At 64.1% G+C, this 13,561-nt stretch carries 14 protein-coding genes and 1 other RNA gene; 4 read left to right on the top strand and 11 right to left on the bottom strand.

Going from position 1 to position 13,561, the window contains the following annotated elements; genetic code table 11:
- Positions 1–2: 2 nt before the first annotated feature.
- Entirely contained in the window at positions 3–779 is a 777-nt protein-coding gene (xth, locus tag ACTIEY_RS06940) for an exodeoxyribonuclease III (RefSeq protein WP_439518385.1), read from the top strand.
- Here xth and ntrC read toward each other — a convergent pair.
- The 6 genes from ntrC to ACTIEY_RS06910 all read right to left on the bottom strand — a co-directional run bounded on the left by ntrC (position 766) and on the right by ACTIEY_RS06910 (position 7,646).
- Entirely contained in the window at positions 766–2,310 is a 1,545-nt protein-coding gene (ntrC, locus tag ACTIEY_RS06935) for a nitrogen regulation protein NR(I) (protein ID WP_439518384.1), read from the bottom strand. The genes xth and ntrC overlap by 14 nt on opposite strands.
- Positions 2,311–2,367: 57 nt before the next feature.
- Positions 2,368–3,426 (bottom strand): nitrogen regulation protein NR(II), encoded by a 1,059-nt coding sequence (glnL, locus tag ACTIEY_RS06930; protein ID WP_439518383.1) that lies wholly within the window; start codon positions 3,424–3,426, stop codon positions 2,368–2,370.
- A gap of 86 nt (positions 3,427–3,512) precedes the next feature.
- Positions 3,513–4,046, bottom strand: a complete 534-nt coding sequence (locus tag ACTIEY_RS06925) for a hypothetical protein (RefSeq protein ID WP_439518382.1) — start codon at positions 4,044–4,046, stop codon at positions 3,513–3,515.
- Positions 4,047–4,241: 195 nt separating this feature from the next.
- Positions 4,242–5,657: a type I glutamate--ammonia ligase gene (glnA, locus tag ACTIEY_RS06920; RefSeq protein WP_439518381.1), complete on the bottom strand. Its 1,416-nt coding sequence runs from the start codon at positions 5,655–5,657 to the stop codon at positions 4,242–4,244.
- Positions 5,658–5,913: 256 nt separating this feature from the next.
- Entirely contained in the window at positions 5,914–6,729 is an 816-nt protein-coding gene (locus ACTIEY_RS06915; protein ID WP_439518380.1) for a competence/damage-inducible protein A, read from the bottom strand.
- Complete coding sequence (locus ACTIEY_RS06910; protein ID WP_439518379.1) at positions 6,726–7,646, bottom strand: EI24 domain-containing protein; 921 nt, start codon at positions 7,644–7,646, stop codon at positions 6,726–6,728. The genes ACTIEY_RS06915 and ACTIEY_RS06910 overlap by 4 nt, the downstream gene beginning before the upstream one ends.
- A gap of 61 nt (positions 7,647–7,707) precedes the next feature.
- Between ACTIEY_RS06910 and ACTIEY_RS06905 the strand changes: the two genes are divergently transcribed.
- Both ACTIEY_RS06905 and ACTIEY_RS06900 read left to right on the top strand, forming a co-directional pair.
- Positions 7,708–8,532, top strand: coding sequence for an alpha/beta fold hydrolase (locus ACTIEY_RS06905; RefSeq protein WP_439518378.1), 825 nt, complete (start codon positions 7,708–7,710; stop codon positions 8,530–8,532).
- Positions 8,533–8,670: 138 nt separating this feature from the next.
- Positions 8,671–9,429, top strand: a complete 759-nt coding sequence (locus tag ACTIEY_RS06900; protein WP_439518377.1) for a hypothetical protein — start codon at positions 8,671–8,673, stop codon at positions 9,427–9,429.
- On the opposite strand, the gene ACTIEY_RS06895 is transcribed toward ACTIEY_RS06900, so the two are convergent.
- Positions 9,426–10,166, bottom strand: a complete 741-nt coding sequence (locus ACTIEY_RS06895) for a pseudouridine synthase (protein WP_439519419.1) — start codon at positions 10,164–10,166, stop codon at positions 9,426–9,428. The genes ACTIEY_RS06900 and ACTIEY_RS06895 overlap by 4 nt on opposite strands.
- A 51-nt stretch (positions 10,167–10,217) precedes the next feature.
- On the opposite strand from ACTIEY_RS06895, the gene ACTIEY_RS06890 reads away from it, so the two are divergent.
- Entirely contained in the window at positions 10,218–10,811 is a 594-nt protein-coding gene (locus tag ACTIEY_RS06890; protein WP_439518376.1) for a DUF2062 domain-containing protein, read from the top strand.
- Between the two features lie 27 nt (positions 10,812–10,838).
- On the opposite strand, the gene ssrA is transcribed toward ACTIEY_RS06890, so the two are convergent.
- The 4 genes from ssrA to ompA form a co-directional block, all read right to left on the bottom strand.
- Positions 10,839–11,215: a transfer-messenger RNA gene (gene ssrA, locus ACTIEY_RS06885) on the bottom strand.
- A 12-nt stretch (positions 11,216–11,227) separates the two neighbouring features.
- The gene (locus ACTIEY_RS06880) at positions 11,228–11,893 is read right to left on the bottom strand and encodes an HAD-IA family hydrolase (RefSeq protein ID WP_439519418.1); all 666 of its coding nucleotides are present in this window, start codon (positions 11,891–11,893) and stop codon (positions 11,228–11,230) included.
- Positions 11,894–11,901: 8 nt separating this feature from the next.
- Positions 11,902–12,609, bottom strand: coding sequence for a bifunctional 2-polyprenyl-6-hydroxyphenol methylase/3-demethylubiquinol 3-O-methyltransferase UbiG (gene ubiG / locus ACTIEY_RS06875; protein ID WP_439518375.1), 708 nt, complete (start codon positions 12,607–12,609; stop codon positions 11,902–11,904).
- Between the two features lie 69 nt (positions 12,610–12,678).
- Positions 12,679–13,326, bottom strand: coding sequence for an outer membrane protein OmpA (gene ompA, locus ACTIEY_RS06870; RefSeq protein ID WP_439518374.1), 648 nt, complete (start codon positions 13,324–13,326; stop codon positions 12,679–12,681).
- Between the last annotated feature and the right edge of the window lie 235 nt (positions 13,327–13,561).

Below are 13,561 nucleotides of genomic sequence, written 5' to 3'. Positions count from 1 at the left end.
CCATGAAATTCGCCACCTGGAACATCAACTCCCTCACCATCCGCCTGCCGCAGGTGCTCGACTGGCTGGCCGCCAACCCGGTGGACGCCCTCGGCCTGCAGGAACTCAAGCTGGTGGACGAGAAGTTTCCCTACGACGCCTTGAAAGAAGCCGGATACCACGCGGCCGTTTTTGGGCAGAAGACCTACAACGGCGTGGCGATCCTGAGCCGGACCCCACCGAGCGATGTCGTGCGCAACATCCCGAACCACGACGATCCGCAGTCGCGCGTGATCGCCGCGACGCTGGACACCGCTGCAGGGCCCGTGCGCCTGGTGAACTGCTACTTCGTCAACGGGCAGGCACCGGGCACGGAAAAATTCGCCTACAAGATGCTGTGGCTGGAGGCGCTGCACCGATGGCTGGGTGAAGAAATGAAGGCCCATCCGAGTCTGGTGCTGATGGGCGACTTCAACGTGGCGCCCGAAGACCGCGATTCGTTCGACCCGGTGGGCCTGAAGGACACGATCCACCACACGGTGGAAGAGCGCGCACATTTCCAGGACCTGATCAAGCTCGGCCTGACGGACGCGTACCGCCTGTTCGAGCAGCCCGAGAAGAGCTATTCGTGGTGGGACTACCGCATGCTCGGTTTCCAGAAAAACCGGGGGCTGCGCATCGACCACATCCTCGTGAGCGACGCGTTGCGCACCCGGGTCAGCGCCTGCACCATCGACCGCGCGCCCCGCAAGAACCCGCAACCCAGCGACCACGCGCCGGTGGTGGTCACTCTAGATTGAGCTCCTGAATTTTCCGGGTGATGGTGTTGCGGCCAATGCCCAATTTGTGCGCCGCCTCGATGCGACGACCCCGCGTGTTGGACAGGGCGGTCTGGATCAAACGTGTTTCGAATCGCCGGGTCAGCACGTCCCACACGTCGGTGCGGCCCTCTTCCAGCAGCGAGAGTGCCTCGGCCTGAAGGCCGGTTTCCCAGGCCAGGGTCGCACCGGGCGTGGCCGCCACCGGTGCGGGTGACGCGTCCCTGTGCAATGCAACGGCTTCGGACAAGGACTCTGGCTCGGGCAGCGGCACGGCCGTCTGCAGCACCGGCGCCGGCATCGAGGCCGGCGCCTGCACGGGCGCACTGGCCAGCGCTGCACTGCTGGCCATGCTCAGCACCTCCGGCGGCAGGTCCTTGACCTCGACCATCTGTGCAGGCGCCATCACCGTGAGCCAATGGCACACGTTCTCGAGCTGGCGCACGTTGCCAGGGAAGTCGAAGGTGCCGAGCAATCGCAGCGCCGCTTCCGAGATGCGCTTGGGCTCCACGCCGAGCTGTCTGGCACTCTGCTGCAGGAAGAAACGCGTGAGCATGGGCACGTCTTCGCGCCGCTCGCGCAGCGCCGGCAGGCGCAGGCGGATCACGTTGAGCCGGTGGAACAGGTCCTCCCGGAAAACGCCCTCCTTGACGCGCTGCTCCAGGTTCTGGTGGGTGGCCGCGATCACACGCACATTGGCGCGCACCGCGCTGTGGCCGCCGACCCGATAAAAATGCCCATCGGACAGCACCCGCAGCAGCCGTGTCTGCAGGTCGAACGGCATGTCGCCGATCTCGTCAAGAAAGAGCGTGCCCCCATCCGCCTGCTCGAAGCGGCCGCGCCGCATGGTCTGCGCGCCGGTGAAGGCACCCCGCTCGTGCCCGAACAGCTCGGACTCCAGCAGGTCCTTCGGAATCGCAGCGGTGTTGATGGCCACGAATGGGCCGCCGGATCGGGGCGAATGCTTGTGCAGCGCTCGCGCCACGAGCTCCTTGCCCGAGCCCGATTCGCCGGTGATGAGCACGGTGACCTGGCTCTGGCTGAGGCGTCCGATGGCGCGGAACACGTCCTGCATGGCGGGCGCCTGGCCCAGCATCTCGGGTGCGGCGGTCATGCGCTCCTCGGCCACTTCCTCGCGCTGGCTTTCCTCCACCGCGCGGTGGATCAGTTCCACCGCCTTGGGAAGGTCGAAGGGCTTGGGCAGGTACTCGAAGGCGCCGCCCTGAAAGGCGGAGACCGCACTGTCCAGATCGGAGAACGCGGTCATGATGATGACGGGCAGGCCCGGCAGTTTCTCCTTCACGCGCTCCAGCAGCTCCAGCCCCGAGCCGCCAGGCATGCGGATGTCGCTCACGAGGATCTGCGGGCCCTCGCTCTCGGGCGTGTCCGTCAGGGCCTTCAGCACGTCCTGCGGGTTGGTGAAACTGCGCGTGGGCAGGTTTTCCCGAAGCAGCGCCTTTTCGAGCACGAAGCGGATCGATTGATCGTCGTCCACTATCCAGATCGGCTTCATGTAGATGTCTTCCCTTTCTTGTGGCGCGGCGCTCGGCTGTCGGTGTCGATGATCGGTCTAGGGCAACGGGATCAGGAGTTTGAAGTCCGTCTCCCCTGGCACGCTCTCGCACTCGATCAGGCCATGGTGCTGCTGGACAAACGTCTGCGCCAGCGTGAGCCCGAGGCCGGAACCGCCATCACGTCCCGATACCAGCGGGTAGAAGATGCGGTCCTTGATCGAGTCTGGAACACCAGGCCCGTTGTCAATCACATGCAATTCCAGTGCCAGCCGATAGCGCTGCTTGCCAAATGTCACCTGTCGACCCACCCGCGTGCGGAAGACGATCCGGGCATCGCCCGCCGCGATGCGCTCACCCAGGGCCTGTGCCGCGTTGTGAGCAATGTTGAGCACCGCCTGGATGAGCTGCTCCCGGTCACCTCGGAACTCCGGAATGGAGGTGTCGTAGTCACGCACGACGCGCAGGCCTCTGGGGAATTCGGCAAGGATCAGCGAGCGCACCCGCTCGCACACCTCGTGGATGTTGACGTCGCCCACGACGTGCGGCCGCCGGTGAGGGGCGAGCAGCCGGTCCACCAGCGACTGCAACCGGTCGGCCTCGTGGATGATGACCTGGGTGTATTCGATGAGCTCCCGCGAATCCAGCTCCATCTGCAGCAACTGCGCGGCACCGCGAATGCCCCCGAGCGGGTTCTTGATCTCGTGAGCCAGGTTGCGGATGAGCTCCTTGTTGGCCTGCGCCTGGTCGATCAGGCGTTCTTCACGCTCTTGGCGGGCCTGCTGCTCCAGCGGCAAGAGCTCCACCACCACCTCGCCCGGGTTGTCGGTCTGCGCCACCACCACATGCACCGGCAGCGCATCGTGGTTCAGGCGCTTGAGCCAGGCGTCGTAACGCAGGGCAGCGAAATGGTTGCCGCTGGCGCCGAGCAGCGCACTCTCCAGCAAGGCCGGCTCGGTAAAGCATTCCTGCAGCCGAGTCCCGGCGATGCTGCGACGGGACATCCCCAGTGCGTCTTCCAGCGCCGCATTGGCGAACTGCACGGCACCGTGCTGGTCGACCACCGCCACGAGCGTGGCCAGCAGGTCGAGCGACTGGAACCGTGATGGGGCCGTCACCGACTTGCGCGGGTGGACGGTACTGGGGACGGGGGAGCGAGACTCCGCGGGGAATCGGGGGGGTGGCGTGGGCTTTTTCAAGCCGCCTATTTTGAGGCAGAACCCGAGCTGTTGGGGGAAACGCCGACGCGTCCGAGCTCGCGCTGGATGCTGGCGACGTCGCTCTCCGCGCGACCCACTGCGGCCTTGAGTTCGGCGACCCGATCCAGGTAGCGCTGGTAGTTGCGCGACTCGATGCCCTGCTTCTCGGGCTCGCCGTTGGCGTACTCCTTGCGGGCCTGGGCCAGCCGCTCCTCGGCCTTGCGAAGTTCGGCTTCCAGGATCGCCCGCGCATCGCTGTCGCGGGCGCGCTGGGCGGCGGAATCCACACGTTCACCGCTGCTTCGGTTGGTCGCGGCAGGCGTGGCCCGGGCAGCGGGTACGACCTTGGTGCCCTCGACGATGGTGATGTTGCCGCCTTGCATGAGCGTGCATCCCTTGGCCTTGGCGACCTGGGCGTCATTGGTGTACTCATTGCCGCAACGGTAGATATTGCCCTGAGCCAGAGCCTGGGCAGCAACCAACGCCAGCGCAGCAAGGGCCAGGCGGCGAAAGGTGGGAAATGGCGAATTCGGTAACACGGCAACTCCAGCGGGGACGGTTAGGGCTGACACGCACGGACAAATGCGCAAATCAGTATGACCGAAAAAATCCCGAAAAAGTGCCGCTGCGCCTGAGCGGTGGCTCTGAGCCGCCAGGACCACGAAAAAGGGGACCGCAAGCGCGGTCCCCTTTTCATGGACTTCGGAATGCCCGGGCCATCCCGGGCAAGACCCTCAAAGGCTGTAGTACATCTCGAACTCCACCGGATGAGGCGCCATGCGGAAGCGCGTGACTTCGCTCATCTTGAGTTCAATGTAGGCGTCCAGCATGGAGTCGGTGAACACGCCACCCTTGGTCAGGAAGGCACGGTCGCCGTCGAGGTACTCCAGTGCCTGGTCCAGGCTGTGGCAGACGGTCGGAATCAGCTTGTCTTCCTCCGGCGGCAGGTGGTAGAGGTCCTTGGTGGCGGCTTCGCCAGGATGGATCTTGTTTTCCACGCCGTCCAGGCCAGCCATCATCAGCGCCGAGAAGCACAGGTAGGGGTTGGCCGAAGGATCGGGGAAGCGCGCCTCGATGCGGCGGCCCTTGGGGTTGGCCACGTACGGGATGCGGATGGAAGCCGAGCGGTTGCGCGCCGAGTAGGCCAGCTTGACGGGAGCTTCGAAGCCGGGCACCAGGCGCTTGTAGGAGTTGGTGCCCGGATTGGTGATGGCGTTGAGGGCACGTGCGTGCTTGATGATGCCGCCGACGTAGTACAGGGCAAAGTCAGACAGGCCGGCGTAGCCGTCGCCAGCGAACAGGTTCTTGCCGTCCTTCCAGATGGACTGGTGCACGTGCATGCCGCTGCCGTTGTCGCCGGCGTAGGGCTTGGGCATGAAGGTGGCGGTCTTGCCGTAGGCGTTGGCCACGTTCCACACCACGTACTTGAGCACCTGGGTCCAGTCGGCGCGCTCCACCAGCGTGCTGAACTTGGTACCGATCTCGTTCTGGCCGGCGCCCGCCACTTCGTGGTGGAACACCTCGACCGGGATGCCCAGCGATTCGAGGATCAGCGACATTTCGGCGCGCATGTCCTGCGTGCTGTCGACCGGGGGCACGGGGAAGTAACCGCCCTTGACGGTCGGACGGTGGCCGCGGTTGCCGCCTTCGAGCTTGGCACCGCTGTTCCAGGGCGCTTCGTACTCCTCGATCTCGTACATCACGCGGCCGGGTTCGTTGTTGAAGCGCACGCCGTCGAAAATGAAGAACTCAGGTTCCGGTCCGAAGAACGCTGTGTCGCCCAGCCCGGACGCCTTCAGGTAAGCCTCGGCGCGCTTGGCAATGGAGCGGGGGTCGCGGTCGTAGGCCTTGCCGTCACCCGGCTCGATCACGTCGCACTGCAGGAACATCGTGGTCTCTTCGAAGAAGGGATCGATGTTGGCGGTGTTGGGGTCGGGCATGAGCTGCATGTCCGATGCTTCGATGCCCTTCCAGCCAGCCACCGAAGAACCGTCAAATGCGTGGCCCGAGGTGAACTTGTCTTCGTCGAATGCAGAAATTGGCACGGTCACGTGCTGTTCCTTGCCCCGGGTGTCGGTGAAACGGAAGTCGACAAATTTGACTTCGTTGTCCTTCACGATCTGCATCACGTCTGCGACGGTCTTGGCCATCAAATACTCCTGTAGCTGGGTGTGTTGGGAATTGAAAACGACGCTGCAATCAAGCAGTATTTGTGCCACCGGCCTGCACCGCGTGGACACCGCTCCGTCAGGCGCTTCGGATTATGGCGCAGCCCATGCGCCACAAAGGGTCATGCCAAAGCTCGAAGGGGGCAAATCCGGGTGCCAGCTGCACCAACGCGCGCAGCAGCAGCCGGTATCGCCCCGAATCGGTGCAGGCACAAACACTGGTCCAGATTGGTGCACCCTATCGACGCACCATTTCAGGGCCCAGACTGGCGCCATGTGCCTGAAGGCCGGCCAGCAGATCCTTGTACGCGCCAGCCACTGCCGTGGCCAGCCCCTTCACACCGAGTTCGATGTGTCGGCCGAATTCGGGATGGTCCACGCTGGGAAGGCTGAACACCTTGACGGCGTGCGCCCCTTCGATCTGCTCCATCAGAGGCGTCAGCGCCGCCTCCATGGCACCAAAAACGATCACCGACTGCTCCAGCCAGACGCCCTGGCGCTGCAGGTGCAGGTAGTGGTGGTCCAACACCCACTCGATCATGGGCCAAGCCATCACGGGGAACCCGGGCAGGAAATGCACCGTGCCACCCCCCGGTCCGTCGCAGGTGAATCCGGGAATCTTGTTGTACGGGTTCTGGATGATCCGGGAGCCGGCGGGGAAGACACCCATGTTGTAGCGGTGCACGTTGTCGGGACGCGCGGGATCGAAAGTCTCTCCTTTTTCGGCCGCCATGTCGCGCATGCGCGATTCGATCAGGACCCGCGCCTCCGGGTGCAAGGCCAGTTCGACACCCAGCGCCGCTGCCGCGCACTGGCGCGTGTGATCGTCAGGCGTGGCCCCGATGCCGCCGCAACAGAAGACCACGTCGGAGCCGGCGAAGGCATCCCGCAGGGTGTTCGTGATGCGCACCCGCTCGTCCCCCACCACCCGCGCCCAGCTCAGCGAAAGCCCTCGGCGCGACAGCATTTCGACGACCTTGGGCAAATGCTTGTCGTTGCGTTTGCCGGACAGGATTTCGTCGCCAACGATGATCAGGCCGAATGCGGTCGTCATGGGCGTGCAGGGAACTGGGTGGGTGGCGTGCCGTCCGGGCCGGAAGGAGCGGTTGCGGCTGCATCGGCGGAAACAGGAAGAAGGGCCGGCTCGACCCGCTCGGCGGCCGGCACTTCCATCGCCACTTTCGCGCGCAGCCGCTGGAGCGCGGTGAGCAGAAAATGGGCAAACCACAGTGAGGCGAAAGCGAACACCAGGGTGTAGATCCAGATGGCCACCGGCACCAGCACGGGCGCCATGGCAATGAACATGGCGCCCGATGCCCACAAGAGGCTGGGCGCTGCGCCCAGGTAGCCACTGAGCACGCCCATGAGCAAAAGGGTGCCGCGATGCTCGCGCAAGATGAGTTTTCGCTCCTCGCTGCTCGCATGCGTGGCCAGTGCGTCGAATGCGAACACGCGGTAGGTGAGCCAACCCCAGATGAGTGGAGGGAGGATCAGCACCAGGGGCGGTACCAGCCACAGGGGCATCGACAGCACCAGAACCACCACGGCCAGCAAGGTCGATCCCAAGGACCACAGCACGCTCACCACCAGCGAGCCGCCGTGCTTTCGCTCCAGACCGGCAAATCGGCGCTGCCCGACCAGTTCGACCATGGCCGGCGTCATGAACATGGCCACCAGCAACAGGCACAACAACACGATCAGCGGGGTGGCCAGCACCAGCACCAGCAGGGGCGCGAACACCATGCGCAGGGAACCTGCCCCCACCTGCTCGAGCCAGGACAGCAAGGTCTGCACCATGCCGAAGGCTTCGAGCCAGGCCGCCACCGACGCCACGGCGCCTTCCCAGAAGAAGTAGCCCAGACCGAAAGACAGCGCCACCATCAAGATCAGCGGAAGGAACGACAGCGCGATGACGCGGGGGTGGAAGCAATACACCACGGCGCGCCAGAAGGAATCGAACAGCAGGGACATGGCGGCAAGAATACATCCAATCGCGCGACTGACCGGCCTCCGGGCTAGGTACGATCTGCGGATGAACCGCATCGAGATTGAAGGCGTCGGCCTCGAGTTGAAACACATCCCCGGACCGGCCGAACGGGCGCCGCTGGTGTTCCTGCACGAGGGCCTGGGCAGCGTGTCCATGTGGCCGCAACGCGGAAGAGACTGGCCGGCCGAGCTCTGCGCCGCGAGCGGGCGAGCGGGCTGGCTGTACGCCCGGCGCGGATACGGGCAATCGGATCCCATCCCCCACGTCCGCGACGCCCCCCGGCAAAACGGCTTCTGGACCGAAGGGCGCCACGGGCCTGACTACATGCACCGTGAAGCGTGGGATGTCTTGCCCGAATTGCTCAGAGGCCTTGGCCTTTCGACGCCGCCGATCCTGGTCGGGCACTCCGACGGGGCCACCATCGCCCTGCTGTACGCCAGCCGTCACCCGGTCGCCGCGTGCGTGGCCATGGCGCCGCACGTCGTGGTGGAAGAAGTCGCACTGCGTGCGATTTCAGAAGCCAGGCGGCTCTACGAAGACCATCCATCCGGCCCGGGCAGCCTTCGCCAACGCCTGGCGCGCTACCACGCGAACGTCGACAACGCCTTCTGGCAATGGAACGACGTGTGGCTCAGCCCGGCCTTTGCCGCGTTCGACATCCGTGCCGAGTGCCGGCAGATCGAGACGCCGCTGCTGCTCGTGCAGGGCATGGGCGACGAATATGGCACGCTGGGCCAACTGCGTGCCATCGAGGCAGTGGCGCCGCAGGCCAGCAGCGTCCAACTGGACGACTGCGGGCACAGTCCACACAGGGACCAGCCGGATGCCCTGACGGCGGCGGTGCTCTCATTTCTGGACCCCATCCCCTGAGAATCGGCTTTTTCCACGCAAAGGACGATCAAACACCAAGGAATTCACGGCAATGTGGTGCGGACAAGCGACAGAACGCCCCGTTTTCGCGGACAACCCCTACACTTTGATACAAATTGTTCGACCGACCTCACCACCATGAATCACTGGACCAATCCATGGCTGCTCGCCGTGCTCGTGCCCGCTCTGCTGGCAGCGGGTGCGTTGCTGCACCGCTGGTGGACGGAACGTCAGGCGCGTGAACGCAGGCGGATCCCCAAGCATTGGCCCCTGAGCACACGGGCGCTGGCCAACAGCGAGGAAGCCCGCGTGTGGCACTGGCTCGCACGCGCTTTCTACGACCACCACGTCATGATCAAGCTGCCGGTGACGCGATTCACGCTGCCGCGCGACAAGGAACAGGGCATGGAGTGGTACAAGCTGCTCGGCGGCGTCTACTGCACCTTTACCGTGTGCCGCTCGGACGGGCGCGTACTCGGCTGCCTGGACGTGCCTGGCAGCGCCGGACTGCCGCGCAGCACCCGCACCCTCAAGCACTCTTTGCTGACGCAGTGCGGCCTTCCTTATTGGGTCGTCCGGTCCAACAGCCTGCCCACCGTGGCCGAGATTCGCGCCGAATTCCTCGGCGAATCGACCTTGAGCCAGACCATGCGCGAACGCGAGATGGAAGAACGCGCCATCATCGCGGCCCAGGCCAATCTGCGCACCGTGCTCACCCGCCAGCGGAGCAACCGCAACAGCGACTTCGGCCCTCTGTCGAACTGGCCCAACAGCACCACGGGCGAAACACGCAGCGATTTCCCTCGGAGCGACTTCCCTCGCAGCGACTTCAATTCTCAGTGGCAGGAAAACTCGTTCCTCATGCCGCTGGACAGCCGCAAGGGCGACCTGCTCTAAGGCTTCGCCACCTTCTGAGTGAGCGCCGCGACCTCGCTGGCGGTCAGCCAGCGCCAGCGGCCTTCAGGCAACTCGGGCGTCAGCACCAGATTCCCGATTTCCGAACGGTGGAGCGACTCCACGCGGTTCCCCACCGCAGCCACCATCCGCTTGACCTGGTGGTACTTGCCCTCCGTGAGCGTCATGCGCAGATGATGTTCATTCACCGCTGAACAGGCCTGGGCGCGCACCGGCCGCGGATCGTCGTCCAGCACCACACCCTCCAGCAGGCGACTCAGCTGCCGGTCATCCAGCGGGTGCTTCACCTGCGCCTCGTACACCTTGGGCACGTGGTGGCGCGGCGACGTCATGCGGTGGATGAACTTGCCATCGTCCGACATCAGCAACAGCCCCGTGGTGTCCTGATCGAGCCGCCCGACCGCCTGGACGCCCGCGGCTGCTCCCCCGCCCCGAGTGCGCAAAGGCCCCGGCAACAGGGTATAGACGCTCGGGTAAGTGCTGGGTTTTTGAGAACACTCGAAACCTGCGGGCTTGTTCAGCATCAGATACGCGACGGCGTGGTACTGCCAGACCTCTCCCTGCACCCGAAATTCAAGGCCGGTCTCTTCCAGCATCGCCGTCGGGTCGGTGCAGGGCACCGAGTCGCTACCCACCACGACCAGTCCCTGCTGCACCATGCCGCTGCAGATGCGGCGGGTGCCAAAGCCCTGTGAAAAAAGTATGTCCTGCAACTGCATCATGATTCGGCGATTGTCGCCGTTCGAAACACGATCAACCCGGCCACCCGCATGAGAGAGAAATTCAGAAAGTGGCTGCCCACGCCGGAGGCGCTGCGCAACAACCGCTGGCTGCGCTGGATGGGGCCGGTGCTGCTGCACCCGGCGCTGTGGCACTTCAGCCGCAAGGGCATTGCATTGGGCGTCGCCCTGGGCATCTTTTTCGGTCTGCTGATTCCAGTGGCGCAGATTCCCGCTTCTGCAGCAGGCGCGATTCTGCTGCGCGCCAATCTGCCGATGGCAGTGGCGAGCACGCTGGTGTCGAACCCCGTCACGTTCGGGCCGGTGTATTACGGCGCGTACCGGCTGGGCAAGGTCGTGCTGGGCGAGCGCGCCATCACGGAGATCGAGGCCCAGCAAAGGCTGGAGGGTGCGCACGACGAGCCACCTGAACTTCAGCGCAAGGGCTTCCGTGAGCGCACCGCGCATTGGCTGGAGCGCGTGCGCACGGTCGGCAAGCCGCTGGCGGTGGGGCTGTCGATCATCGCCACGGCCAGTGGACTTACGGTGTACTTCCTGATCAGCGGCATCTGGGTTTTGAACACTCGGCGCGCCAGACGGAATCGACTGCGCGAACGAGAAAAGGAAAAAGGCCGCCAGGCATAGTTGCCTGGCGGCCTTTGTCGGGCGGTATGGTGGAGCTGGGGGGATTTGAACCCCCGTCCGCAAGCCTTCTTCGAGCAGTTCTACATGTGTAGCCGTCTGATTTGAGTCTCGCCGCCCGAGTCGCGCAGTGGCACGCTAAACGGGAAGCCAGCATCCTTGAATCTCACTCTGCGCCAAGGTGCCCGACGCAAAGCCAGCCGATGTAAGTTACCTCGCAGCCGGGAGGTCTTGCGACCCCCTTGCCCAGCCCATCGGCCTGCTGTTGCGAGGCTCACCGGTGTTTAAGCGGCGAGTGCGAAACGTTCGTCGTTTGCAGTTGGTTTTTTTCTGCGGATTTACGAGGTGACAGAACCTCGACATGCCCTGCTGCGCGTCCGAACCCACGTCGAAACCGGTGCAGCCCCAAGCGTCCAAGTTTAAGCCACTTCCAGGAAATTCAAGAGTTCAAGGGGTGAAGTCACTTCTGCATTGGCGCCCCAGGCTGCCACATCGGCTCCAGCGCCCAGATAACCATACCTCGCCGCCACCGTGCGCATGCCGGCGGCGCGTCCCGCGACGATGTCGCGCTCATCGTCACCGACGTAGACGCATTCAGCAGGCGAGACCGACATCCGACGGGCTGCTTCCAGCAGCGGAGCTGGATGGGGCTTGGCGTGCGGCGTGGTGTCGCCGCTCACAATGGCGGCCGCCGTGGAGAACAAGGGCATCGCGCGCGTGATGGGCAAGGTGAATCGCTCGGACTTGTTCGTCACGACGCCCCACGCAAGGCCCCGTTCCCGCAACACCTCCACGAGTTGCTGCACCTCCAGAAAAGGCTGGGTTCGCTGCAGCAGGCACTCGGTGTAGTGGGTGAAGAATTCCTCCTTCAGACTGCCGTAGTCGGCATGCGCTGGCGTGATGCCGAAAGCCACCTGCAACATGCCGCGCGCACCCGAGCCTGTCATGGGCCGATACCGGTTCAGGGGCAATGAGGCCATGCCTCGCAACTGCCTCATCCGGTCGGCCGCAGCGCCCAGGTCTGGAGCGCTGTCGATCAAGGTGCCGTCCAGGTCGAACAGCACGGCCCGTACGCTCCGGAAGATCGGCCCGGTCATGGCCGGCGTGTGGCCAACAAGTAGTTCACGCTGGTGTCGCCGCTGAGCCAGTAGCGACGTGTCAGTGGGTTGTATTCCATGCCACGGGTCTGAGCGAGCTCGAGTCCCGCCGCGCGGCAGTGCGATGCCAGCTCACTGGGACGAATGAACTTCGCAAATTCGTGTGTGCCTTTTGGCAGCAACTGAAGAACGTACTCCGCGCCGAGAATGGCGAACAGAAAGGCCTTCGGGTTCCGGTTGATGGTGGAGAAGAACACCCAACCGCCCGGTTTGACGAGCGTAGAGCATGCTTTGACGACAGAAGCCGGATCGGGAACGTGTTCCAGCATCTCCATGCAGGTCACGACATCGAACTCGCCGGGTCGTTCCAGCGCGAGGGCTTCCGCACTGATCTCCTCATACTGAACGTTCGCCGTCCCCGCCTCCAAGGCATGCAGCTGAGCCACCCGCAGAGCTTTCGACGACAAGTCAATGCCGAGCACGTTGGCGCCCTTGCGGGCCATTGAGTCCGACAGGATGCCGCCTCCGCAACCGATGTCGAGCACCCTCTTTCCCGCCAACGGCACCAGACCTTCAATCCAGCCCAACCTCAAAGGGTTGATCTGGTGCAACGGACGAAACTCGCTTTCGGGGTCCCACCAGCGATGCGCCAGTTCGGAGAATTTGGCCAGTTCAGCCGGATCGGCATTGGTATGTGGATTCATCAGTCGATTATCGTCAGCACAAGAAAAAACCGCGCCGAAGCGCGGTTTTCAGGTCGAAGCTGAGGTGAATCAGTTCTTGCGGGTACCGACCACTTCGACTTCCACACGACGGTTCTTGGCGCGGCCTTCGCGGGTGGCGTTGTCGGCCACCGGCTGGGTCAGACCCTTGCCTTCGGTGTAGATGCGGTTGCTTTCGATGCCCTTGCTCACCAGATAGGCCTTGACGGCTTCGGCGCGGCGGTTGGACAGGGCCTGGTTGTAACCAGCGGCACCGGTGGAGTCGGTGTGACCCACGGCGATCACCACTTCCAAGGCGATACCGGAGACTTTGCCAGCCAGATCGTCCAGCTTGGCCTTGCCTTCAGGCTTGAGCACGGCCTTGTCGAAATCGAAGAATGCATCGGCAGCGTAGGTCACCTTGGAAGCGACAGGAGCCGGGGCAGGTGCGGGTGCAGGAGCGGGAGCCGGTGCAGCAGCGGGTGCCGGTGCCGGAGCAGGTGCCGGTGCGGGTGCAGCGACCGGAACAATCGCGCCATCGCAGCCTTGAGCGGCCGTGGCGGGCGTCCAGCTGGCATCGCGCCAGCAGAGTTCGTTCGTACCGTTTTTCCAGACCAGTTCGCTGGTGCCATTGCGCCAGTTATCGATGGTTTGGGCGCCGGCGGCGGTTGCCATGGCGGCGGTTGCCAACAGCATTGCCACTTTGTTGAGTTTTTTCATGGTTTTCCTCTATATAAGCCGCAGACAGACTGCGTAACAAGAACGACGCTTGTAGTGACCACCACTAAAAACGCTGGAATTTATTGTGCCACAAGCCCGCAGACGCCAACCGGGGCGCCCGGTGCGGCTCTGTAGGACGAACACTCGCGTTGCATCATTCGTTGTCGTGACACAACAGAAAGTCGCTCGAGGCGTGTGCAGACGTGCGCCTTAAAATCATGAGTTGCCCTTCGGC

It is taken from the genome of Hydrogenophaga sp. (assembly GCF_051858985.1).
Classification (GTDB): domain Bacteria; phylum Pseudomonadota; class Gammaproteobacteria; order Burkholderiales; family Burkholderiaceae_C; genus Hydrogenophaga.
Note: the sequence above shows the minus strand (reverse complement) of the source record. Positions and strands in the feature narration are given on the sequence as shown.